This is a genomic window from Paenibacillus dendritiformis (genome assembly GCF_945605565.1).
Lineage (GTDB): Bacteria > Bacillota > Bacilli > Paenibacillales > Paenibacillaceae > Paenibacillus_B > Paenibacillus_B dendritiformis_A.
In genome coordinates, this window is record NZ_OX216966.1 from 2,369,012 (window position 1) to 2,391,093 (window position 22,082).

20 protein-coding genes and 1 other annotated feature are annotated in these 22,082 nt (G+C 56.3%); of the genes, 16 read left to right on the forward strand and 4 right to left on the reverse strand.

The genetic code is table 11. The features are described 5' to 3' along the window. The first annotated feature begins 73 nt into the window (after positions 1 to 73). The gene (locus NNL35_RS10260; RefSeq protein ID WP_006676678.1) at positions 74 to 1,837 is read left to right on the forward strand and encodes a LysM peptidoglycan-binding domain-containing protein; all 1,764 of its coding nucleotides are present in this window, start codon (positions 74 to 76) and stop codon (positions 1,835 to 1,837) included. 86 nt (positions 1,838 to 1,923) lie between these two features. Here the strand turns inward: NNL35_RS10260 and NNL35_RS10265 are convergent, their stop codons facing one another. After that, the gene (locus NNL35_RS10265; RefSeq protein WP_167539899.1) at positions 1,924 to 2,088 is read right to left on the reverse strand and encodes a hypothetical protein; all 165 of its coding nucleotides are present in this window, start codon (positions 2,086 to 2,088) and stop codon (positions 1,924 to 1,926) included. Between the two features lie 157 nt (positions 2,089 to 2,245). Next, positions 2,246 to 2,531: a binding site (T-box leader), on the forward strand. A 35-nt stretch (positions 2,532 to 2,566) separates the two neighbouring features. Here NNL35_RS10265 and NNL35_RS10270 point away from each other — a divergent pair. The 4 genes from NNL35_RS10270 to NNL35_RS10285 all read left to right on the forward strand — a co-directional run bounded on the left by NNL35_RS10270 (position 2,567) and on the right by NNL35_RS10285 (position 9,728). Further along, positions 2,567 to 5,236 carry a valine--tRNA ligase gene (locus NNL35_RS10270; protein ID WP_040731093.1) on the forward strand — a complete coding sequence of 890 codons (2,670 nt, stop codon included), beginning with the start codon at positions 2,567 to 2,569 and terminating at the stop codon, positions 5,234 to 5,236. 91 nt (positions 5,237 to 5,327) lie between these two features. Beyond that, positions 5,328 to 6,713 carry a bifunctional folylpolyglutamate synthase/dihydrofolate synthase gene (locus NNL35_RS10275; RefSeq protein ID WP_006676680.1) on the forward strand — a complete coding sequence of 462 codons (1,386 nt, stop codon included), beginning with the start codon at positions 5,328 to 5,330 and terminating at the stop codon, positions 6,711 to 6,713. A gap of 6 nt (positions 6,714 to 6,719) precedes the next feature. Further along, on the forward strand, positions 6,720 to 8,096 hold the full coding sequence (gene murC / locus NNL35_RS10280) for a UDP-N-acetylmuramate--L-alanine ligase (protein WP_006676681.1): 1,377 nt from the start codon (positions 6,720 to 6,722) through the stop codon (positions 8,094 to 8,096). A 312-nt stretch (positions 8,097 to 8,408) separates the two neighbouring features. Next, positions 8,409 to 9,728 (forward strand): SPOR domain-containing protein, encoded by a 1,320-nt coding sequence (locus tag NNL35_RS10285; protein WP_006676682.1) that lies wholly within the window; start codon positions 8,409 to 8,411, stop codon positions 9,726 to 9,728. Positions 9,729 to 9,800: 72 nt separating this feature from the next. Here NNL35_RS10285 and NNL35_RS10290 read toward each other — a convergent pair whose 3' ends face one another. Next, positions 9,801 to 10,751: an aldo/keto reductase family protein gene (locus NNL35_RS10290; protein ID WP_006676683.1), complete on the reverse strand. Its 951-nt coding sequence runs from the start codon at positions 10,749 to 10,751 to the stop codon at positions 9,801 to 9,803. Between the two features lie 50 nt (positions 10,752 to 10,801). Continuing rightward, entirely contained in the window at positions 10,802 to 10,993 is a 192-nt protein-coding gene (locus NNL35_RS10295; protein ID WP_254553327.1) for a hypothetical protein, read from the reverse strand. 88 nt (positions 10,994 to 11,081) lie between these two features. Here NNL35_RS10295 and NNL35_RS10300 point away from each other — a divergent pair, with 88 nt between their 5' ends. The 8 genes from NNL35_RS10300 (at position 11,082) to NNL35_RS10335 (ending at position 17,865) form a co-directional block, all read left to right on the forward strand. Next, the gene (locus NNL35_RS10300; RefSeq protein WP_040731107.1) at positions 11,082 to 11,684 is read left to right on the forward strand and encodes a Maf family protein; all 603 of its coding nucleotides are present in this window, start codon (positions 11,082 to 11,084) and stop codon (positions 11,682 to 11,684) included. 73 nt (positions 11,685 to 11,757) lie between these two features. Beyond that, positions 11,758 to 12,444 carry a RadC family protein gene (radC, locus tag NNL35_RS10305; protein ID WP_006676685.1) on the forward strand — a complete coding sequence of 229 codons (687 nt, stop codon included), beginning with the start codon at positions 11,758 to 11,760 and terminating at the stop codon, positions 12,442 to 12,444. A gap of 42 nt (positions 12,445 to 12,486) precedes the next feature. Beyond that, on the forward strand, positions 12,487 to 13,521 hold the full coding sequence (locus tag NNL35_RS10310; protein WP_006676686.1) for a rod shape-determining protein: 1,035 nt from the start codon (positions 12,487 to 12,489) through the stop codon (positions 13,519 to 13,521). An 84-nt stretch (positions 13,522 to 13,605) separates the two neighbouring features. Further along, positions 13,606 to 14,508, forward strand: coding sequence for a rod shape-determining protein MreC (mreC, locus tag NNL35_RS10315; protein ID WP_040731095.1), 903 nt, complete (start codon positions 13,606 to 13,608; stop codon positions 14,506 to 14,508). Further along, positions 14,508 to 15,029: a rod shape-determining protein MreD gene (mreD, locus tag NNL35_RS10320; protein ID WP_006676688.1), complete on the forward strand. Its 522-nt coding sequence runs from the start codon at positions 14,508 to 14,510 to the stop codon at positions 15,027 to 15,029. Before mreC ends, mreD begins: the two co-directional genes overlap by 1 nt. Before the next feature lie 219 nt (positions 15,030 to 15,248). Beyond that, positions 15,249 to 15,905: a septum site-determining protein MinC gene (gene minC, locus NNL35_RS10325; RefSeq protein WP_006676690.1), complete on the forward strand. Its 657-nt coding sequence runs from the start codon at positions 15,249 to 15,251 to the stop codon at positions 15,903 to 15,905. Positions 15,906 to 15,912: 7 nt separating this feature from the next. Beyond that, a complete protein-coding gene (gene minD, locus NNL35_RS10330) occupies positions 15,913 to 16,707 on the forward strand; it encodes a septum site-determining protein MinD (protein WP_006676691.1) in 795 nt (264 codons plus the stop codon). A 6-nt stretch (positions 16,708 to 16,713) separates the two neighbouring features. Further along, a complete protein-coding gene (locus NNL35_RS10335) occupies positions 16,714 to 17,865 on the forward strand; it encodes an FtsW/RodA/SpoVE family cell cycle protein (protein ID WP_006676692.1) in 1,152 nt (383 codons plus the stop codon). 678 nt (positions 17,866 to 18,543) lie between these two features. Here the strand turns inward: NNL35_RS10335 and NNL35_RS10340 are convergent. Beyond that, positions 18,544 to 19,461, reverse strand: a complete 918-nt coding sequence (locus NNL35_RS10340; RefSeq protein WP_006676693.1) for a transposase — start codon at positions 19,459 to 19,461, stop codon at positions 18,544 to 18,546. A gap of 647 nt (positions 19,462 to 20,108) precedes the next feature. Here NNL35_RS10340 and NNL35_RS30365 point away from each other — a divergent pair. Genes NNL35_RS30365 through NNL35_RS10355 form a run of 3 tightly spaced genes read left to right on the forward strand, consistent with a single transcriptional unit; the run spans position 20,109 to position 22,034 of the window. Continuing rightward, entirely contained in the window at positions 20,109 to 20,231 is a 123-nt protein-coding gene (locus NNL35_RS30365) for a hypothetical protein (protein WP_276540128.1), read from the forward strand. Next, positions 20,228 to 21,181 (forward strand): M23 family metallopeptidase, encoded by a 954-nt coding sequence (locus tag NNL35_RS10350; RefSeq protein ID WP_006676694.1) that lies wholly within the window; start codon positions 20,228 to 20,230, stop codon positions 21,179 to 21,181. The genes NNL35_RS30365 and NNL35_RS10350 overlap by 4 nt, the downstream gene beginning before the upstream one ends. Next, positions 21,174 to 22,034, forward strand: coding sequence for a M50 family metallopeptidase (locus NNL35_RS10355; protein ID WP_006676695.1), 861 nt, complete (start codon positions 21,174 to 21,176; stop codon positions 22,032 to 22,034). The genes NNL35_RS10350 and NNL35_RS10355 overlap by 8 nt, the downstream gene beginning before the upstream one ends. Positions 22,035 to 22,082: the final 48 nt, after the last annotated feature.

Genomic DNA, 22,082 nt, shown 5'->3' on the forward strand with positions numbered 1-22,082 from the left:
ACATGCATCCGGGTCAGGGGAAGATTCGCGATCACGGCGGAGATCAGAAGTACTGCGGGAGGAGGAGCAGTCCGTGTATGAGGAAGCATATGGCTTAAGATTTGATATTTATGAACGGGTTCATTTATCCGACGAATGTGTCGGTATCGTCGAATTGGAAGAGGTTGAACTGACGCCCCACATTCAGGTGATCCCGGCCGGAGACCAAGTGACGGTGCGGGGCAGCCTGCTGCTGGCGGGCGTCTATGAGGGAGATGACGAAGGCCGAGGCAGTCAGTCGCTGGAGCATTGGATTCCGGTGGAGATCACGCTGCCGCTCAACCGGATTCGGAGCTTGGAGGATATTTCCGTCGACATTGAGCATTTCGATGTCGATCTGTTGTCTGCCCGCTCTCTTAACATTACGGGCATTTTGTCGCTTAAGGGCATTGCGATGGAGCCGGCCGAACCGTCGAGCTGGGAGCCGGAGCAATTCACTGTCGTCCATCAGACGGAGGAGGAGCGCGGATCGGATGAACCGGAGTGGCTTCGGGATTACGGAGAAGAAACGTCGCGGCCTCCGAGCCCGGAGGCGCTTGATGCCGTGGCCCGCATCCGTTCCTTGGCCGACGGCACCGAGCAGCGCGAAGAAGAATGGCAAGCTGTCCCCGAACCGGCGGCCGAACCTGTACGCGAGAAGACGTATTCCGAATACATTGACCAGATAGGAGAATCGAAGAAGGCTGCGGCGAATGCGGAAGCGGAAGAGGCCGAGCCAGAGCAGGACCCGGGCGGGACCGGGCTCACCTGGGATCATGCGCCATGGGCCTTTCCAAGCGTAACGGATTTGCCGCCTGCGGCGCCGAAGGCCGAAGCGGAGGCATTCGGCGCGGACAACGGTCAGGAGGGCGAGCCGGAGCACCGTGGGCTCGACGAGGAGTTGGCCGCTGAGCCGGAAGCGGAGGAGATGCCGTCCGAAGCGTCTGCAGACCGCACCGGGGAGGAGGCGGCGAAGTGGAATATGCCGCAGCCGCAGAGCTGGGCCGCCTCAGCTCCAGCGCCAGAACCGGAGCCAGAGCCTGCGTCCGCGCCGGAAGCAGAGGAAGTTGTACCGACGGGCCGCACCGGGAAGGAACCAGCGAAGTGGAATCTGCCGGAGCCGCAGACCGCGGCAGCATCTGCGCACGTGCCGGAGGCGAAGCCTGCGTCCGTGCCGGAGCCTGCAGTCGAGGCGCAGGCGGAGCCCCGGGCGGAAGAGAAGCCGTCCGAAGCGTCTGCATCGGTGGCATCCGCGGCACCCGCCGCCTCCGCACCCGCCGCCGAAGCCTCTATCGCCGAAGCCTCCGTCGGGGAGGCGGGCGGATCTGAAGAGCAGACGGCGGCGGAGGCGAAACCGCGCGAGGAAGCGGAGGCCGAGCCGGCTGAGGATGCCGCCGCGGCCGCCGCAAGCGCAGCGGATGCCAAGCCGGAGATGAAGATCGCGATCAACAGCTCCAAGCCGGCAGAGGCGCCGGCCGCGAGCGGTGTCGGCTTCAGCTCTCTGCTGCAGTCAAGCCGGCAGACGAAGGAGCGGGAGCAGCGGGAAGCCGAGACGAAGCAGGCCGAGGAAGAAGCGGCGCTGGAAGCGGCGAAGATGACTACAGGCGACGATGTGAAGTGGCAGTCCCTGTTCCTGCAGCGTGTGAACGAAGAGCAAGGCTTCAAAAAAGTCCGCATGTGCATTGTGCAGCGCGAAGAGACGCTGGATACGATCGCGGATCGCTATCAGATGAATTCGAATGAAATCGTGTTATATAACCGCCTGTCCGACCAGAATGTGACGGAAGGCCAGGTGCTGTATATTCCGGTGACCTCCTGAACCGGAACACAATAGACCCGTCCGGCGAAGTTCGCGGACGGGTCTTGTATTGCGGTATGCGCATGGTGGGAAAGCTTGCCGCGAACTCAGTATATATCGAGCAAAAAGCCGAGATACACGAGGAACAGCGCGAACAGCAAAAACACATCGAGTCCGGTTGGCAGAAGCAGCGTCCGGACAAACTGCAGGCAGATGAGCGGAAAGATGACTCCTTTTACCGAATGTCGAATACGCCACCACCAACGTTCCATGTGAGGACCACCTCCTATAGTACATGTTATGAGAGTGGAAAAACGGGATATGACTAATACAAGGAACGATTTCAAGCCCTCTATTGACTCATGTGGAGAGCGAAGGTAAAATATATCGTAAACATGTGGTTGTCAGCGCTTGTGCTGAGGCCACGGAGTAAAGACGTCGAACAGGAAGAGTAAGCGTCAAGGCCCCTTACAGAGAGCAGAGCGATGAGGTGTAACGCCTGCAGGAGCGTCCCGCTGAAGTCACCTGGGAGTTGCCCGTTTGAACGCGTCACGGCAGTGTATGAGCCCGGTGCTCGGCATGTGCCGCCGCGCGCTAGAAGGGGACGGCCGCATCCGTTACATGCAGTGGAGTGCCGCCGCGTTCATGCGATGATCATGAGACGCTTGGCGGAATTAAGGGTGGTACCACGGAAGTCGAACCTTTCGTCCTTTGCGGCGGAAGGTTTTTTTATTTGTCATAACGGAGGGAATGCTTATGTCAGAGAGTCAGGAACAGTTGACCATGCCGACCACATATGATCCGAAGGCGGCGGAACAGAAATGGTACGCCTATTGGCAGGAAGGCGAATATTTCAAAGCCGGAAGCCGGCTAGATGCCGAGCCATTCACGATCGTGATCCCGCCGCCGAACGTAACCGGGATGCTGCATATCGGGCATGCGCTCGATTTCACGCTGCAGGACATCATTATTCGCTCCAAGCGGATGCAGGGCTATGATGCCCTCTGGCTGCCTGGTTCGGACCATGCCGGCATCGCGACGCAGACGAAGGTGGAGCAGAAGCTGCGGGAAGAAGGCCTCAACCGCTACGATTTGGGCCGCGAGAAATTTCTGGAGCGCGTCTGGGAATGGAAAGGCGTCTATGCCGAGACGATTCGCGAGCAGTGGGCGAAGATGGGCTTCTCGCTCGATTATTCCCGCGAGCGCTTCACGCTCGATGAAGGGCTCTCCCGCGCGGTCCGGGAAGTATTCGTCAAGCTGTACGAGAAAGGGCTCATTTACCGCGGCAAATACATCATTAACTGGGATCCGGCAGCCCGCACGGCGCTGTCCGATATCGAAGTCGAATATAAGGAAGTGCAGGGCCACCTCTATCATCTGGAGTACCCGCTTAAGGACGGGAGCGGTTCGATCACGGTCGCGACGACCCGTCCGGAGACGATGCTTGGCGACACCGCGGTAGCCGTTCATCCGGAGGACGAGCGTTACAAGCATATGATTGGCAAGATGCTGGTGCTGCCGATTGTCGGCCGGGAGATCCCGATTATCGCGGACGACTACGTCGACAAGGAATTCGGCAGCGGCGCCGTGAAGATTACGCCGGCGCATGATCCGAACGACTTCGAGATGGGGCTGCGCCACGACTTGCCGCAGATCAATGTCATGGATGAGAGCGGCAAGATGAATGAAGCTGCCGGCTCCTACCAGGGACTGGATCGTGCGGAGTGCCGCAAGCAGATTGTCAAGGATCTGCAAGCGCAAGGCGTGCTCATCAAGATTGAAGACCATGTCCATCAGGTCGGGCACAGCGAGCGGACGGGCGCGGTCGTCGAGCCGTATTTGTCGACGCAGTGGTTCGTCAAGATGAAGCCGCTGGCAGAGGCCGCTATCGAGGCCCAGAAGAACGGCAAAGGTGTCCGCTTCGTTCCGGAGCGCTTCGAGAAGACCTATCTGCAGTGGATCGAAAATGTGCGCGACTGGTGCATTTCCCGCCAGCTCTGGTGGGGACACCGCATTCCTGCATGGTACTGTGAGGACTGCGGACATATGACGGTCGCGCGCGAGGATGCGGCTTCCTGCTCTTCCTGCGGCAGCGCGAAGCTGAGACAGGACGAGGATGTGCTGGACACGTGGTTCAGTTCCGCCTTGTGGCCATTCTCTACGCTCGGCTGGCCGGAGCAGACAGACGATCTGAAGCGTTACTATCCGACCAACGTGCTGGTAACGGGCTATGACATTATTTACTTCTGGGTTGCCCGCATGATCTTCACCGCGCTTGAATTCACGGGCGAGATTCCGTTCAAGGATGTGCTTATGCACGGCTTGGTGCGCGATGCCGACGGGCGCAAGATGTCGAAGTCGCTCGGCAACGGCGTCGATCCGCTCGAAGTTATCGAGAAATACGGCGCGGATGCAATGCGCTTCATGATCTCGACGAGCAGCACGCCGGGACAGGATCTGCGCTTCCGTTGGGAACGGGTGGAGCAGGCCCGCAATTTCGCGAACAAGATCTGGAACGCGTCCCGCTTCGCCTTGATGAACCTGGAAGGCTTCACTTATGAAGACATTGATCTGTCCGGCAAGCTCGGCACCGCGGATCGCTGGATTCTGCATCGTCTGAACGAGACGGCCCGCGACATTACGCGTCTCATGGACGCCTACGAATTCGGAGAGACCGGCCGTGTCCTGTACAACTTCATCTGGGACGATCTGTGCGACTGGTATATCGAATTCGCCAAGCTCAGCCTGTATAACGGGGATGAGGCGGCCAAGAAGACGACGCAATCGGTGCTTGCCTACGTTCTCGATCGGACGCTGCGCATGATTCATCCGTTCATGCCGTTCATCTCCGAGGAGATCTGGCAGCATTTGCCGCATCAGGGCGACACGATTACGTTGGCGGCCTGGCCGGAATACGACGCCGCCTTCGAAGCGCCGGATGCCGTGAGCGAGATGTCGCTCCTTATGGATATGATCCGGGCCGTGCGAAATATTCGGGCGGAAGTGAACGTGCCGATGAGCAAAAAGATCGAGTTGCTCGTCAAGCCGGCGAATGCGGAATATGACCGGAACATCAACAATAATATCGAGTACGTGGAACGCTTCTGCGGCACGTCCAAGCTGTCCGTCGACCTGAATGCGTCCGCTCCGGGCAAGGCGATGACGGCCGTCGTGACGGGTGCCGAACTGTATCTGCCGCTGGCGGGCCTGATCGACATCGAGCAAGAGATCGCCCGGCTGGAGAAAGAGGTCGAGCATCTGAACAAGGAAGTGGAGCGCGTTGAGAAGAAGCTGTCCAACGAGGGCTTCATGGCGAAGGCGCCAGAGAAGGTCGTGGCGGAAGAACGCGCGAAGCTGCAGGATTACAGCGGCAAGCGCGACAAGGTGATGGCGCGCATTGCGGAATTGAGAGAAGTGTAATCGAGACTGCCATTGAACGGCCGAACCGGTGGGGATTCGTCTCCATATCGGTTCGGCCGTCGATGAGTTCATAGGTAAGGATGAATTGCTTATGTCGGACAACCAACGAACGAACCTGTCTGCTGCCACGGACTCCTTTGCGACGGCGGAAGCTGCGATTGATTGGATTAATTCTTTGATTCCTTTTGGCATCCGTCCCGGATTGGAGCGGGTCGAGCTCATGATGGAGAAGCTCGGCCACCCGCATCGCCGCCTGAAGTTCATTCATGTAGCCGGAACGAACGGCAAAGGCTCCACCTGTGCGCTGCTGACCAGCATGCTGATGGCCAACGGCTACGATGTCGGTACCTTCACTTCGCCGTACATTGAGAAGTTTACGAACCGTTTCAAATACAATAATGAAGATATTCCGGAAGAGACGCTCCTCCGCCTGGCCAATGAATTGAAGCCGCTGGTGGACGAGATCGCGGCGACGCCGCTCGGCTCGCCGACGATGTTCGAGGTATCGACGGTGCTGGCGATTTGCTACTATGCGAAGGTAGCTTATCCCGACGTTGTCGTCCTGGAGACCGGATTGGGCGGCCGGCTTGACGTTACTAATATCGTGACGCCCATCGTATCGGTTATTACGAATATCGGGCATGATCATATGGATATTTTGGGCGACACGATCGAGCAGGTGGCGGCGGAGAAGGCCGGCATTATCAAGCCAGGCGTGCCGATTGTCAGCACGGTGGAACAGCCGGAGGCGATCGATGTTATCCGCCGTACGGCAGCGGAACGGCGCTCCACGCTCTACTTGATGGGCGAACAATTCCGCTTCGAGGCGCTGCATTCCGAGGAGAACGAGCAAACCTTCCATTTCCGCGGCCCGTTCCGTGAGCTGGAGAACTTGGCGATTACGCTGAACGGCGCGCATCAGATGAAGAATGCCGCCGCGGCACTGATGGCGCTCGAGGTGCTGAGACAATATATGGCTTTCCGGGTGGATGACGAGGAGCTCCGGGCGGGCCTGCGCAGCGCGGCCTGGCCGGGAAGACTGGAGATCGTAAGCGAGCAGCCGCGCATCCTGCTGGACGGAGCTCATAATCCGGAAGGAGCGGAGACGCTCGCTCAGGCGCTGCGCGACACGTACCGTTACAAGCGGCTGCATGTGATGATGGGGATGCTGTCCACCAAGAATCATCATGATGTGCTGCGTCATATACTTCCTTTAGCGGATACTCTCATTTTTACGGAACCTGATTTCCGCAAGAAGATGAGTGCGGAGAACTTGAGTCATATTGCAGAAGAATTGCTGGCAACAGCCTCGCGCCGCCCACAGATTGCAGTAGAGCCGAACTGGCGCGAGTCCCTAGAACGGCTCAAGGCGATGACCGAACCAGGCGATCTGGCAGTGGTTACCGGCACATTATATCTGATTGCGGACGTTCGCTCGTACGTCTTGCATCGGACCGATTCGGAAAAAGGTTGGTGAGTTCGTGTGAAGACGACGGAACATATTCATTTTATCGGCATCGGGGGCTATGGAATGAGCGCCATCGCCCGCGTCATGCTGCAAATGGGATACACCGTCTCCGGGTCCGACGTGGCCGCATCCGAGGCGACGGCGAAGCTGCAGGCGCAAGGAGCGACGGTACATATCGGGCATGATGCCGGTTATGTCGAAGATGCCGACATTGCCGTATATTCGACGGCTTGCCCTGTCGATAATGTGGAGCGCATCGCGGCGGAGCGGCGGGGCATTCCCGTCCTGCATCGCTCCCAGATGCTGGCGAAGCTGCTGAATGCGAAGAAGGGCGTGGCGGTCGCCGGGGCGCACGGCAAGACGACGACATCGTCGATGATTGCGTTCGTGCTGGAGCGCTGCGGCGCCGATCCAACGTATATTATCGGGGGAGAGGTGACGAACCTGGGCACGAACGCCCGGGCGGGCAGCGGCGAATTCGTCGTCGCCGAGGCCGATGAGAGCGATGGCTCGTTCCTCGCTTACCATCCTTATATTCCCGTGATTACGAATATTGAAGCCGATCATTTGGAGAATTATGATGGAGACTTCGAGCGGCTCAAAGCTGCGTATGTTCAGTTCCTGTCCCAGCGCAGTCCAGACGGGATCGCCGTGCTGTGCGCCGACGATCCGATCTTGCGCAGCATGGCTCCGCGGCTTGGCCAAGGGGTAGTCACTTATGGGATCGACGAGGCTGCCGACTATACGGCGGACGATGTCCAAGCCGAGGGTCGCGGGATGACATTCCGGATGCGTCATCGCGGCGAGACGCTGGGCAGCGTCCGCCTGTCCATACCGGGCCGGTACAATGTGCTGAACGCGATGGCTGCGCTGATCGTCGCGATGCAGGCGGGAGTCTCCTTCGAGCGCGCTGCCGGGGCGATCACCGAATTCATTGGCGCGAAGCGCCGCTTTCAAGTTGTCGGGGAAGAGGGCGGCATTCTGGTCGTCGATGATTATGCTCATCATCCGACAGAGATTGAGGCGACCCTGACGGCGGCCAAGGCGACCGGGCGCCGGCTCGTGGCCGTCTTTCAGCCGCAGCGGTATTCGCGGACCTATTTCCTGTTCGAGCAGTTCAGCCGCGCCTTTACGGAGGCGGATGAGCTGATTGTGACCGATATTTATTCGCCGGCAGGAGAGAAGCCGATTGAAGGGGTTACGGCTGCCGCGCTCGTGAACCGCATTCGGGAGAACAGCAACGGCCATGCGCAATATATCGCCAGCAAGGACGATGCGCTGGAGCGGCTGAAGGCGCTCGTGCAGCCGGGGGATCTGGTGCTGACGATGGGCGCGGGCGATATATGGAAGACAGCGTACGCCCTAAAAACATTGCTGCAGACGCAGGCATAACCGATCATCGAGAAGACCATTCCAATAGCGGAATGGTCTTTTGGCATTTCATGCGGCCGATATGGCAGCGGACGAAGCGGCGAATGCGTCGTACGCGTTGTAACGGCGCTCATCCTGCTCAAACAAGTTTTCCATGCTGAATCCCCCCCTTTCCGATGTTCTATCGTATGTTATGCCCCCTTGAGAGAGTACCTCGGCGAATCTAGCACGCGATATGCCATATTTCATTTTCATAGACAGAGAAGGTTCTAATGCCTTGGAATCTATCATAGATTTCATAGTAAAGAAGAGGACAAGGTGAGGTGGAGCAGGATGAATCGTTCGCACAGCAAAATGACATTCCGGTTCGGAGATTCCGGATCGGCATCCGGACGGGAGCAGAACGAGCGGGACGGCCGGGAGCAGGCGGACCTTGAGCAGACGGCTTATGCCATAGATACGATTGCCGAAGAGGCGGGGGCGCTGCCGGACGGTCCGGAAGCCGAAGAAGCAGCGGATGCGCATGGGCGCCCGCATTCGGAACGGGAGAGTGATCCCGTAATCCCTGCCAGCGGGGAGGAGGACGAGATACGCCGGATTGAGAGCTTCATCCGGGAGTCGGACAAGCAGTCGGCCCAGCGCTATCCGCTTCCGGTCTCTATCGCCGATCCGGCGGGCGAATCGATGAGCGAGCAAGGGGAATGGACGTGGAACGGGGTGCATACCCGTACCCGCAAGCCGTCTCTGTGGAAGGTGCTCGCTTCCGTGACCGGGGCGTTGGCGACGGGAGCGGTGTTCGGCTTCATCGCGCTCTCCCTGTTCAAGGGGGAAGTGAAGCTGCCGGATCCGACGGCGGGGCTGCCGAATCTGTCCGGGCAAGCGGAGCAGACGTCTGACGGCAGGAAGCAGGCTCAGACCGCCTCAGACAAGCAGCCGGCAGACTCTGCCGCCATTCCGGCCACCGCCCAGCCGGCCGGCAATGGGGACAAGTCGGAAGCGGCTTGGCAAGCGGCAGGCGTCTACGTCACTGACGTGAACATTCCGGAGAAGACATTCTATATGCTTCAATATGGAGTCTTCGACAAGCCGGAGGGAGCCAAGACGGCGATAGGGGAGCTGCGGGACAAGGGAATGGCGGCGATGGAGGAGCAGGAGGGCCAGCATCGCGTCTACGCGGCTATCGCTTCCGCCCGCGAGGATGCGATGAGCTTGAGCCAGCTGCTGAAGAACCGGCAGATCGACTTGTACGTCCGGGAGATGAGCCGGTCGGCCTTGACGCAGCTCGCCTTCCAGGGGAACGCCGCTGATGTGGAGCAGTTCATGGAAGACAGCGACAATGTCATCAGCTGGCTAACGGCGCAATCGGTTGCCCATCTGGAAGGAACCGAATCCGCGGCCTTCGCGGCAAAAGATACCGAGCAGCTGCGGAAGCAGCATCTGCAGTGGACCCAGCACATGAGCAAGGTGCAGAAGGGCCAGCCGAAGCAGTCGGCCGATGCCTGGACGAAGCTGGTGCAAGCAATGAACACGGCGATTAGCGCCGTTAATGAATACAATAAGCAGCCGTCCACCTCGCATCTGTGGAGCATTCAGCAAGCGGTAATGCAGTATCTGTCTGCAGAACGCTCCTGGCTGGATACGATGAAGGCGTAGCCTCTCGAGACGTACAGAGAAGAAGCCGGCATCAGCCGGCTTCTTCTCTGTACAGGCAGGATCGTTAGGAGATCAGTTGGCGGGAGGGGCCATGATTTGTTCGATGCGCGACAACACGTCCTGCGTCAGTTCGATGCCGGAAGCCAGCACATTCTCCTTCACTTGCTGCGGCCGGCTGGCTCCGACGAGGGCGCTGGCTACGCTGCTCTGGCGCAGTATCCAGGCGATGGCCAACTGGCCGACCGCAATATTCAGCTCCCCGGCCAACTCCGCGAGCATCCGGACCTGCTCGATCCGTTCCGGCGTAATTCCTTTGCGCATCCCTTCCAGCTTGGAGGCGCGGCTGTCTTCCGGGAATGCCGATTCGGAACTGTATTTTCCGGTCAGCAAGCCTTGGGCCAACGGCGAGTAGACGACTTGTCCAATCCCGTTCCGCTCGCCGAACGGAATGACTTCCTTCTCGATATGACGGTCGAACAGATTGTACACGGGCTGGTTGACGACGATCCGGTCCAGCAAATAGCGATCGGCGATGGCCAGCGCTTCCGCCATCTGGGCCGCCGTCCACATGCTGACCCCGACATATAAAATCTTGCCTTGGCGGAGGAGATCGTCCAGGGCGCGCAGCGTCTCTTCCATTGGCGTCTGATCGTCGAAGCGGTGGCAGTAGTACAGATCGATGTAATCATGCCCGAGCCGCTTCAAGCTTGCGTGGCATTGCTCCGTAATATGCTTGCGGGACAGCCCGCGATCGTTGGGGCAATCGCCCATGGCGCCGAATACTTTCGTAGCCAGCACATAGGATTCGCGCGGATAGGCCCTCAGCGTCTCCCCGACGACCTTCTCCGCCTCGCCGCGCTCGTATACATTGGCGGTGTCGAAGAAGTTCACGCCCAGCTCATAGGCGGTCTCTATCGCCTGCACGGCGTTTTGGCGTTCAACGTATCCTCCGTAGGTCAGCCAACTTCCGAGACTGATCTCGCTTACTTTCAGCCCGCTTGCTCCCAATCTGCGATATTGCATGCTTCCAACCTCCTAGACTCCGTTATGGATGATCATGGTTCAGATAGACCTCATTCTATTGTAAAAGAAGTCATCAGCGTTTGAAAAGCGGATTTATGCGAACGATTGGCGTTAATCTCAACATTTTCCTCCGTAACTTTGAGGTCTGCCGCACGTCTAACATAAGGATAAAACATGCCCCCTGCATTGCCCCGGCGCGCTTCTGGAACATTTCCACAAACTCCCGCCTTTTTTTGCGCCAAATGGAACAGGAAGCGTTTGTTTCAAAGTCAACTTCCGCGTATAATAAAAATGGTGTCAAAAAATGGCGAGGAGCGGATGAACATGGCAATGCAGACACAACTACAACCGGAATTGATTTTGGCTTCATCCTCCCCTCGCAGGCAGGAATTGATTCGCGCTCTGGGCCTTCCTTATTCGGTCCAGCCCAGTGATGCTGACGAGACGGTGCCTCCCGGATGGCCGCCCGATCGCATCGTCGAACAATTGGCCTTGCGCAAGGCCGAGGCTGTTGCCCGCATGCGGCGCAGCGAAGGGAAGGGCGGCATCGTCGTCGGTTCGGATACGATCGTCGTGCTTGACGGCGCGGTGCTCGGCAAGCCGGAGAACGAAGCGGATGCGGAGCAGGCGCTGACGGCGCTTCAGGGACGATCGCATGAAGTATATACCGGCGTCGCACTCGTCCATGTATCCGATGGGCGGACAGCCGTGAGCCATCGGGCCACGGTCGTACATATGAAGCCCTGCAGCGCGGAGCGGATCCGCCGCTATATCGCGACGGGAGAGCCGATGGACAAAGCCGGCTCCTACGGCATACAAGGCGTTGGAGCCACGTTAGTCGAGCGAATCGAAGGTTGTTATTTCAATGTAGTAGGTCTTCCGTTATCGCTCCTGACCGATATGCTTGAGTCATTCGGAATCAGAGTGCCATAGAATGCCGGGAGTCCGGCAGGCAAGAAGCTTGGGATAGGAATGCCGCAATCCACTATTCAGGAGGTTGTGCGACATGGAACATCACCCGCTTCTTCGCGATCTGCCCCATAGCGAGCGCCCGAGAGAGCGCATGCTGCAATACGGGGCGGAAGCGTTAAGCCATGCGGAATTGTTGGCGATTTTGCTGCGGACGGGGACGAAGGACGAATCGGCCGTCGTCCTGGCGCAGCGCATTTTGAACCGGGCAGGCCATTTGCGTTACCTGCCCGATCTGTCGGTGACGGAGCTGACGCAGACCCGCGGAGTCGGCCTTGCGAAGGCGATTCAGCTCAAGGCCGGATTGGAGCTTGGCAGGCGAATGGCGCGATCGCGCAGCGACGATGCGATTACGATTCGGCGGCCGCAGGATGCGGCGGAATGGCTGATGGAATCGATACGGTACTATCAGCAGGAGCATTTTGTTTGTCTTTTCTTGAATACGAAAAACCGGATTATTGCTCAACAAACGATTACGATCGGCATATTAGACGCCTCTCTCGTTCATCCGCGCGAAGTGTATCGCGCCGCCTTGAAATACGGGGCGGCTTCCATCATTTGCGCGCATAATCATCCGAGCGGCGATCCGACGCCAAGCCCGGAAGACGCGGCCATCACGAGACGGCTCGTCGAAGCGGGCGAGATTGTCGGCATCGATCTGCTGGACCATTTGGTCATCGGAGATAATCAATATGTGAGTTTGAAGGAACGCGGACTCATGTAATATAATGATTGAGATTGAGGCTATAAAAAGGAGATTGACAACATGCTAGGTGGCTTTACAAAAGACTTGGGAATTGACTTGGGAACAGCCAATACATTGGTATATATTCGTGGCAAAGGAATCGTTGTACGCGAGCCGTCTGTCGTCGCGATCCGTACGGATACGAAGACGATCGAAGCGGTTGGTGAAGCCGCCAAGAAGATGATCGGCCGCACGCCGGGCAATATTCGTGCTATCCGTCCGATGAAAGACGGCGTTATCGCCGACTTCGACACGACCTCCACGATGATTAAATATTTCATTCGGCAAGCGCAGAAGCAGCGTTCGCTCTTCCCGCGCCATCCGAATGTGATGGTCTGCGTGCCGTCGGGCATTACGGCCGTCGAGCAGCGCGCGGTGGAAGACGCGACGAAGCAAGCGGGCGCCAGAGACGCCTACACGATCGAGGAGCCGTTCGCGGCGGCGATCGGGGCCGATCTGCCGGTATGGGAGCCGACAGGAAGCATGGTTGTCGATATCGGCGGCGGTACGACGGAAGTCGCCGTCATCTCGCTAGGCGGGATTGTCACTTGCCGCTCTGTTCGGGTTGCGGGCGATGAGATGGATGAATCAATCATTCAATACATCAAGCGCCAGTATAATATGATGATTGGGGAGCGCACGGCGGAGCAGCTGAAGATGGATTTGGGCTCTGCGATGGAATTGGATGAGGTGGAGACGATGGAGATTCGGGGCCGCGATCTGCTGACCGGATTGCCTAAGACGCTGTCCATCTCTTCGAATGAGATTACCGATGCGCTGCTGGATACGATCAACTCGATCGTGGAAGCGGTCAAGGTGACGCTGGAGAAATGTCCGCCGGAGTTGGCAGCCGATATTATGGATCGGGGCATTGTTCTCACGGGCGGCGGAGCGCTGCTTCGCAATCTCGACAAGCTGCTTGCGCGGGAGACCGGGATGCCGGTCATCGTGGCGGAGAACCCGCTGGATTGCGTCGCTATCGGCACCGGACGCGCGCTCGACAATATTCACTTGTTCAAGGGACGCGGAAGCTCCGGCCTTCGCTCCAAGCGATAACCAAGCTATTGGCCCCGCGCTGGTCCGTTCCCTCGGCGCGGGCTCTGTTTCGAGGAGGAACGAGTACCGCTTTACGATGAGAAGGTGTTGATACTGTTTAAGCTGTTGGGGAACAAACGGTTAATCATTCTATTGTTCGGACTTATTTTGTTTATCGCATTGATGGGCTTTACCTTGGGCGGGCGGCTGAAGATGTCGTGGCCGGAGAAAATCGTGCACGATACGGTAACGTTCGTGCAGCAGCTGGTGTATAAGCCGGCTTCCTATGTATCGAATTTTTTTCATGATATCGCGACCTTGAAGGAACTGCATGAAGAGAATGAGCGTCTGAAGATTGTGGAGGCCCACTACATACGTGACAAGGCTTATTACAGCGAAGTTCAGGCAACGAACGAACGGCTCATGGAGGAGCTCAAGTTCACCGAGCGCCAGAAGCAGTTGAACCTGCCGTATGAGTACCGGATTGCGCAAGTGTCCTCCATTAACGTAGCCGATCCGTTCAACCAGACGTTGAACCTCAATCTTGGGGAGATCAACGGCGTCCGCCAAGGGATGCCTGTCATCTCTGTCGATGGCGTAGTGGGGACGATCAGCCGCGTGTACGAATTCTCCTCCACCGTGCAGCTGTTGACCAATCTGGACGAGAAGGATCCGAATTCGCGGCCGATTTCGGCGACAGTGCTTGGCAAAAGCGATTCCTTCGGCATGATTGAGTCGTATGATCACAGCAGCGGCACCTTCACGATGACACGGATAGAAGAGAACGACAAGGTGAAGGTGGGAGATACGATTATTTCCTCCGGCTTCGGCGGAGTATTCCCGGGCGGGCTAATTATCGGCACCGTCGTCTCTTTGCAGCAAGGAGACCTGGGACTGACGCGGACCGCTACTATCGAACCGGCAGCCACCTACCGCGACTGGCGCGAGCTCTTCATCGTCTTCACGCCGGATCCGGAAGAGAACGGATCGAAGAAAGAGGATAAGTGATGAACCGGAATTGGATGATTGGCTTCATGTTCGTGCTGTTCGTATTGGAGGGGACGCTGCTTCCGCTCATCATTCCGGATATGTGGCAGGGGCGCATTATTCCGCAGTTCATATTCATCGTAGTGCTCTATCACGGCATCTATCAGCATCGTCACACGGCGCTTATTATGGGACTTGCGTTCGGATTTTTGCAGGATATCGTATACTACGGGCATATGATTGGCCCGCATGCGTTCAGCATGGGGCTGCTCGGCTATTTGGCGGGGCTTCTCTTTCCCGGACGGAACATCACACTCATACCGATGATGGCAGCGGCAGTCGTGGGAAGCTTCTTGTACCATACGATACTGTTCGCTATCTATTCGCTGTTCAACTTGAGCAAAATGACGTATGAAGTTGCGCTTTTCGACTATTTGATTCCGAGTCTGTTCGTACAGCTGCTGTTTGCGCTGGCAATCTATGTTCCGATGCGGAAATGGTTCGAGCTTCAGTCGGGAACCGCTGAAAATGAACAAGACTAAGCAGCCGTCTTTGGGCACTTCGTCCAGGCGGCTGATGCTGTTTTCAAGCGCAGCTCGGGTGCTGAAGCCGGGTGGGGAAGGAGAGATGTTCACCAGCCTCGGTTGGCGATCGCTCCTTTTCGAGGGGCTTCGACAGAGGTTTTTCTTACGATTCACGGCTTTCTTGCAGGAACTTTTCTTATCCGTCACGAAAAAGATAACCGTGGGGAGGGACATTTCATGACGGCCAAGCCATTGGTAACGATTAAAGGCATGAAAGACGGCCTCGTGTTCCTGCTTGACGATCAGTGCGAATTTACAGACTTGTTGCAAGAATTGCGCGACAAGCTTGACCATACACCGCATTTTTTCGACGGACCGCTTGTGTATGTCGATGTCAAGTTAGGAGCCCGTACCGCTGCCGATGAGCAAAAGACAGAGATGCTCAACATTTTGCGGCAGCGGGGGAATCTGCTAATCCGATCGCTGGAATCGGACGCCGATGTCAAGAAGGAAGCGCAAGGGTACCGCGTTCATACGATGACCGGAATGGTTCGCTCGGGGCAGGTGCTCCGCCATGACGGGCATCTGCTGTTCCTTGGCGACGTCAATCCGGGCGGAATGATTATTAGCAGCGGAGACATATTCGTATTCGGAGCTCTGCGGGGCACAGCCCATGCCGGCGTCGATGGAGAGGCCGGGGCGGTTATCGCCGCCTCGCTGTTTGCGCCGACGCAGCTGCGCATCGCGGATGTCATCAGCCGCCCGCCTGACGAATGGGGGGTATCGCAGGCTCATATGGAATTTGCGTATATCCAAGACGGCATGATGCAAATTGACAAAATCTCGCAGCTTCATCGCGTCCGCAAGGACATTACTTTGTTCAAAGGAGTGTAGAAGAACTATGGGAGAGGCTATCGTCGTCACTTCGGGGAAAGGCGGCGTCGGCAAGACGACGACGTCGGCGAATTTGGGGACCGCGCTCGCTCTGCTCGGTAAAAAAGTATGCATGGTCGACACCGATATCGGCTTGCGCAACCTCGATGTCGTCATGGGGCTGGAGAACCGAATCATCTATGATATTTGCGACGTGGCCGACGGCCGCTGCCGATTGAACCAAGCGCTCGTCAAGGATAAGCGGTTCGATGAATTGTACATGCTGCCTGCCGCCCAGACCAAAGACAAGGATGCGGTCTCGCCGGAGCAAGTAAAGGATATCATTCTCGAATTGAAGAAGGAATATGAATATATTATTATCGACTGCCCTGCCGGCATCGAACAAGGCTTCAAAAACGCCATCGCCGGGGCGGACCGCGCGATTGTCGTTACGACACCGGAGAATGCGGCCGTGCGCGATGCCGATCGCATAATCGGTCTGCTGGAAAATGCGAATGTCGGCTCGCCGAAGCTAATCGTGAACCGGATCCGCTCCAGCATGGTGAAGAGCGGAGAGATGCTTGACCTGGACGATATTTTACAGGTGCTGAATATCGAGCTTCTCGGTATCGTACCGGACGATGAGCTCGTCATTCGGGCCGCGAATGCAGGGGAGCCGACGGTCATGAATCCGGATTCCCGCGCGGCGGTCGCTTACCGCAATATCGCCCGCCGCATTCTGGGGGATACGGTTCCGTTGATGCCGCTTGATCAGAAGAAGGGCGTGCTGACTCGGATGAAGAAGTTTTTTGGGATGGGTTGATGAGCATTGCTGAACAAACTAAAACGGATTGACTGGGTTATCGTTGGAATATTGCTTGTGTTTTCGGTTTTCAGCCCGCTTGTCATTTATAGTGCGACCCACGGGGGAGATCCGAGCTTTGCCAATACGGCGATGAAGACGGTTGTATTCTTCGCGGCCGGATTTGTCGTCATGTTCGCAACTGCGTTGTTCGATTACCGAATTTTGCTGAAAATATGGCCGATTACGTTGGGAGTAACGGTCCTGCTGCTCGTCGGCATCTTCTTCTTCGGCTCCAATCTGAACGGCGCGATTGGCTGGTACAATATTGGCGCGTTCTCGTTCCAGCCGGCGGAGATTGCCAAGATTGCTCTAATTTTCGCGCTGGCCCAGCTGCTCGGGCGGCGCGGCGGAGATCCGCTCACGTTCACCAAAGACTTGGTGCCGGTGGCGCTTGTGACGCTGGTGCCGTTCACACTCGTCGTAGTCCAGCCGGACTTGGGAAATGCTATCATTTATATTGTTATTTTCATCGGCATGCTCTGGATCGGCGGGATTAAGCTCCGGCATGTGCTGGTTGGTCTTGTGGCGGTCTCGTTGCTGGCCGGGTCGGTCTATGTCTCCTTCACGACATTCCGTGAAGAGACCAAAGCGTTTTTCACCGATGTCGTCAAGCATCAGCACTGGTTCACGCGCATCGATACCTTCATCAATCCGTCCTTGGCGTCGGACGATGCCAATCATCAATCCAAATACGCCATGATCGCGATCGGTTCCGGAGGCTTGTCCGGAGACGGGTATATGAAGGGGGAATTGAAGCGAAGAAGCTTCATTCCGTATACGTACTCGGACGCGATCTTCGTCGTCATCGGTGAGGAGTTCGGCTTCCAGGGCTCATCGATACTGCTGCTGCTCTACTTCTTACTGATTTACAGGATGATTCTCATCGCCTTCCAGTGCTATGACTTGAGGGGATCCTATATCATTATCGGAGTCGTGTCGATGTTCGTATTTCAGATTCTTGAAAATATCGGCATGATGATCGGTCTGATGCCGGTGACCGGAATCACGCTGCCCTTCATCAGCTACGGGGGAACTTCCCTGCTGATAAATATGTTTTGTATCGGTTTGGTGATGAGTATACGTATATATCAGGAGAAGTATCAGCTTGAAGATTAAAGATTAAGGATTGAAGTCGAAACGGAATAGGCTGTCAAGGAGAGGCTTTACTGTCTGCATCCGATTGGAGGATATAGACAGTAAGGCTTTTTTTGTGATTGAACCATAGGAGAGCCAAGCAGCTTCTGGGCCTCTTATGGTGAGTATCCCCATTATTCAGGATAAACCAAATGCTAACGTCCCCAAGGACAGGTGCAAGTAGCCGCAGGCAGTAAAAATAAGCCCCCCTGACTCCTTATAACCGATATCCCTAAAGCTCAGGAGCTTAGGACCACGAAGTCGCTAATAGATGCGCTCCGGTAGTAGTCAGGAGTCGAATGGACCACTTTAGTCCCTTATGCACAGTATTCCCGAAGCTCCCTCTAGCGGCATCCCATTTCTCTTCAGGAAAGGCAAGCATCCCCTTAAGTCAGGAATGATATCAGGAATGATGTCAGGAATGATGGTCAGGTATGATGGTTCAGAATAAAAGGTTCATAAATGGTTGATTTTGGGAAATAGTGGACTTAGAATGATGGAACGACAAAAACAAAATAAATTCTGAGCAGTATGCAAAGCGCAGTAGATGAATAAAAAGGTAATTTCAAAGGGGACGGATGTTCAAATGAAATAATTTAAGATTGTTGTGTAGTAATCAGATCGGCACAAGGGTAGCCCCTCTGTTCTGCTTGAATTGATTTAGGCTGCAGCAAGATAGCGAACGTAAGTCTTCGATGAGGCTGTCCTTGATAAGTACCGGCGTCTAGCCCCGTTATCTGCACAGCAAATCGCGGCTAAGGGCTCCCAGCCTGCTGCTTGGCGGGAGATGGCATTTTCCCGGTAACAAAATTCATCCAGATAATGCTGCAAATACTTCCCGCTTATCCCTCGGAACGTATCGCATAGCCAACGCTGAGCTCGCCGGAACACAGTATATAATGGACTGTTCTGCTTGACTCGAAATCGCTGACGGATGATAGAGATCATGGAATCAGGCGCAGAAATATGTTCTTCGATAAAACGATCGCGCCCGCAAGGAAGCAGCAGCTTGCCGGACATGTGCCGCCGATTCACCTGCTTCATTTTATATTGGAATTCCTCCCCGATCGGAGCCAGTGAGGCTGCCACGATAATCGGTTGCTCCCGCGGACCCAGCTCGACACTCGGATAAAGGCGAGGGCCATTAAAGGCAATAAAGCCATGCACGCGATGTTCGAGTCGCTCCTCTTCATCAGCGCAGCTAATCGCGGTACGAATTTTATGCAGCATCGCCCATGCTGTCTTGTAAGTAACGTTGATAATCGAGCGTAGTCTGACCGCATTAATCCCTACCTTTGGATTGGAGACGAGCCAAATTGCAGCAATCCATTTCCGCAAAGAGGTTCTGCTGCCTTCGAGGATCGTTCCTGCAGTCAAGGATGTCTGATGCCGGCAAGCGCTGCATTCATACAGTGGCAGCCGCCGGGTCCGGATTACATAGGCGCGGACGTGCCGGCAGTTCGGGCAGCGAAAGCCATGAGGCCATTTCAACGCAAACAGGGCAGGAATGCATGATTCTTCTGTAGGAAATTGATCCATTAACTCCTCTAACGAGCCAAAGTTCGTCCAGATATCCATCACAGCAGACCCTCCTAAATCAATATCAAACATATGTTCCTATTTTATATTACCAAACATATGTTTCCATGTAAAGTGTGTTACTGGAATATAACAGTAATTTTGTGATAAATCGCTGATTGCAGCATTGTCAGTCTACTCATTGAAATCCATTTAGTTACAAGCTTAATCAGCCTGAGTGCTCGGGAGGTTCACCGTCAAGGTGCTAGAGGATGCCTCGATACATCCTGAATGCTCGGGATACTTATGTAAAGGTAAAGGCTATTGGTTATTGGGTATGCATGAGTGACCTGAGTTCTTGGGAGATAGGTCGTAAGTTTGCCCGGGGACCCATTACAAATCCTGAGTGTTTGGGAGAATCATCGTAAGGCCGCACAAGGCGAAATGTTAAGGCGCAATCCTGAGCGATTGGGAGGGCGATCAAATGAGCACCGAAAGGACATTGAGCAGCCAAAAAAAGCATGCGGAGAAGCAAGAAAGCGTAACCTGAACGACTGGGAGACTGTGTAAAAGACCGCGATCAGCATGTATTCACGGGACTGCAAACAAAGGGTAACAGGTCCACAGGCAATTCAAAGAACGAATAAGTTTGAAGACAATCTGAAGGGCGAGGGCTTGTTCATAACCGGTGATAGCTTGTCATACACATGGGATATAAGCAGTTGTTTGTGCAGGATGAAGGCTTGATTTTGGATACAGCAGATATCATTACGTATGCAGGTCAATCTCAAGTGCAGGCAGATATAAAGGAAGGGATGAGAAAGCAATGATCGAGGACATTCGCCGTCGGCGGCAAGAACGAATTCGGGAAATCATCAGTCAAGAACAGCGGTCATCCGAGGCGGAGCGCCGGCATGAAGCCGGCACGTCCTTCCTGCCCGTCCAGCACACGGAGCATGAGCCGCCGATCATTCGGCCTGCCCAGACGGCTGCACCTAGGACGGTCGAGATTCCCGGCGATAGCGAAGAGTTGGGCGGGCATCCTCTGCTTCGCCTGGACGAGATGGAGATTCTCGCCGATTCGACTGATCCGGAACGGCTGTGGAAGGCATCGCAGCGGCAATGGCATGAACGCTACGGGTGGGAGCAGGAACGGAACGGCGGGTTCTGGCGATCTTTCCGCACGAGAATTGTGCTGTCCGTCCTGCTGTTCGCCGCCGGGTTCGCGATCTTCCGCTTCCCTGCGGACTGGAATGAGCCGGCGCGGCAATGGATCGGAAGGAGTCTGACCGAGGAAATGGATATGCGTCCGATCGCGGCCTGGTATGAACGGACGTTCTCCGGCTCTCCCTCCTTCATCCCGCTATTCCAAGGGAATCGGAATGAAGCGGCATCTGTTCAAGGGAGGCTGTCGCTGCATCCTCCTGTCAAGGGAACGGTGCTGCAGCCGTTCGATATGAACGGCAACGGGATCCGGATCGCTGCCGACACCGGGGCCGCGGCGGATACCGAGGTAGTAAGCGTGGCGACCGGACGGGTTACGGAAGTTAAGCGCCGGGCCGAGGATGATATCCAGATTACGGTTCAGCATGCTTCGGGCGTGGTCAGCATATACGGCGGTCTCGCCGCCAGCGAAGTGAAGGTGAACGATTGGCTCGAGGAGGGGGAAGTTGTGGGCGTGCTGGGGAATCCGGCGGAAAACCGTACGGCGGCGCTCTATTTTGCTCTCTTGCGGGATGGGGAGTACATTGATCCGACGGATGTGATCGCTTTTGATTAAATGGGGAGGAACCGTCTATACGCTGCATCCTTTGTTTATCCTCCTGCTGGCCATGGCGGCCGTGACGGGATATATTTTGGAGCTGGTTACCCTGTTCGTTATCGTGATTGTCCATGAAATGGGACATGTCACTGTGGCACGCATGTTCGGCTGGACGATAACGGAAGTGAAGCTGCTGCCCTTCGGCGGCGTGGCGGAGACGGAAGACGGAAGTCTGGCTCCGGCCTGGCAGGAGTGGCTTGTCATGGCCGCAGGACCGCTGCAGAACGGTATCATGATTGGACTTGCCCTGCTGTTCGAGCAGTGGGGGTGGTGGGGAAGCGCTTGGACGGACAATTTCATTCGGGCGAATGCGTTCATCGGATTGTTCAATCTGCTTCCGGTGCTGCCGCTGGACGGCGGACGCATGCTGCAAGCCGCCGCTTCGCTGTGGTTCAGCTATTACAAGACGCTGCTTATCGGGGCCAGAGTGAGCATGGCGGTCAGCGCTGCGATTGCGTTATATAGCGTTATTCCGCTCTTTACGGGCGGGAAAGTGAACTTGAACCTGCTCATACTGGGCATCTTCCTCTTGTGGTCCAACTGGGAGGAGTGGAAGAACGTGCCCTACCGTTTTCTGCGCTTCCTGATGACACGTCCCGCCCGGCTGCGCAAATGGGAACGGAGCGGCTGCCTCGGCCGGCCAATCGTGGCGGAGAACGGCTGGCCGCTGTCCGGGCTGCTGCGCTTGCTTCGCCGGGACGAATATCATTTTATTTATGTCATGGACCCGGAAGGGGCGATTAAGCGTATCATTCCCGAGCAGCGGGCGATTGATGCCTATTTCGATGAGCCCGGGGGAGGGCGGAAGTGAGCGGCCGGCGCAGCCGGGCGGCGGCTGCTTCCGTTTTTCTATTATTTT

Excerpts from the sequence above, each read along its gene's own strand:
- NNL35_RS10290 (WP_006676683.1), bottom strand. The coding sequence starts at position 10,751 with ATGCAATATCGCAGATTGGGAGCAAGCGGGCTGAAAGTAAGCGAGATC.
- minD (WP_006676691.1), top strand. The coding sequence starts at position 15,913 with ATGGGAGAGGCTATCGTCGTCACTTCGGGGAAAGGCGGCGTCGGCAAG.
- minC (WP_006676690.1), top strand. The coding sequence starts at position 15,249 with ATGACGGCCAAGCCATTGGTAACGATTAAAGGCATGAAAGACGGCCTC.
- radC (WP_006676685.1), top strand. The coding sequence starts at position 11,758 with ATGGAACATCACCCGCTTCTTCGCGATCTGCCCCATAGCGAGCGCCCG.
- NNL35_RS10270 (WP_040731093.1), top strand. The coding sequence starts at position 2,567 with ATGCTTATGTCAGAGAGTCAGGAACAGTTGACCATGCCGACCACATAT.
- NNL35_RS10310 (WP_006676686.1), top strand. The coding sequence starts at position 12,487 with ATGCTAGGTGGCTTTACAAAAGACTTGGGAATTGACTTGGGAACAGCC.
- mreD (WP_006676688.1), top strand. The coding sequence starts at position 14,508 with ATGAACCGGAATTGGATGATTGGCTTCATGTTCGTGCTGTTCGTATTG.
- NNL35_RS10340 (WP_006676693.1), bottom strand. The coding sequence starts at position 19,461 with ATGGATATCTGGACGAACTTTGGCTCGTTAGAGGAGTTAATGGATCAA.
- NNL35_RS10350 (WP_006676694.1), top strand. The coding sequence starts at position 20,228 with ATGATCGAGGACATTCGCCGTCGGCGGCAAGAACGAATTCGGGAAATC.
- NNL35_RS30365 (WP_276540128.1), top strand. The coding sequence starts at position 20,109 with ATGGGATATAAGCAGTTGTTTGTGCAGGATGAAGGCTTGATTTTGGAT.
- NNL35_RS10275 (WP_006676680.1), top strand. The coding sequence starts at position 5,328 with ATGTCGGACAACCAACGAACGAACCTGTCTGCTGCCACGGACTCCTTT.
- NNL35_RS10285 (WP_006676682.1), top strand. The coding sequence starts at position 8,409 with ATGAATCGTTCGCACAGCAAAATGACATTCCGGTTCGGAGATTCCGGA.
- NNL35_RS10265 (WP_167539899.1), bottom strand. The coding sequence starts at position 2,088 with ATGGAACGTTGGTGGTGGCGTATTCGACATTCGGTAAAAGGAGTCATC.
- NNL35_RS10300 (WP_040731107.1), top strand. The coding sequence starts at position 11,082 with ATGCAGACACAACTACAACCGGAATTGATTTTGGCTTCATCCTCCCCT.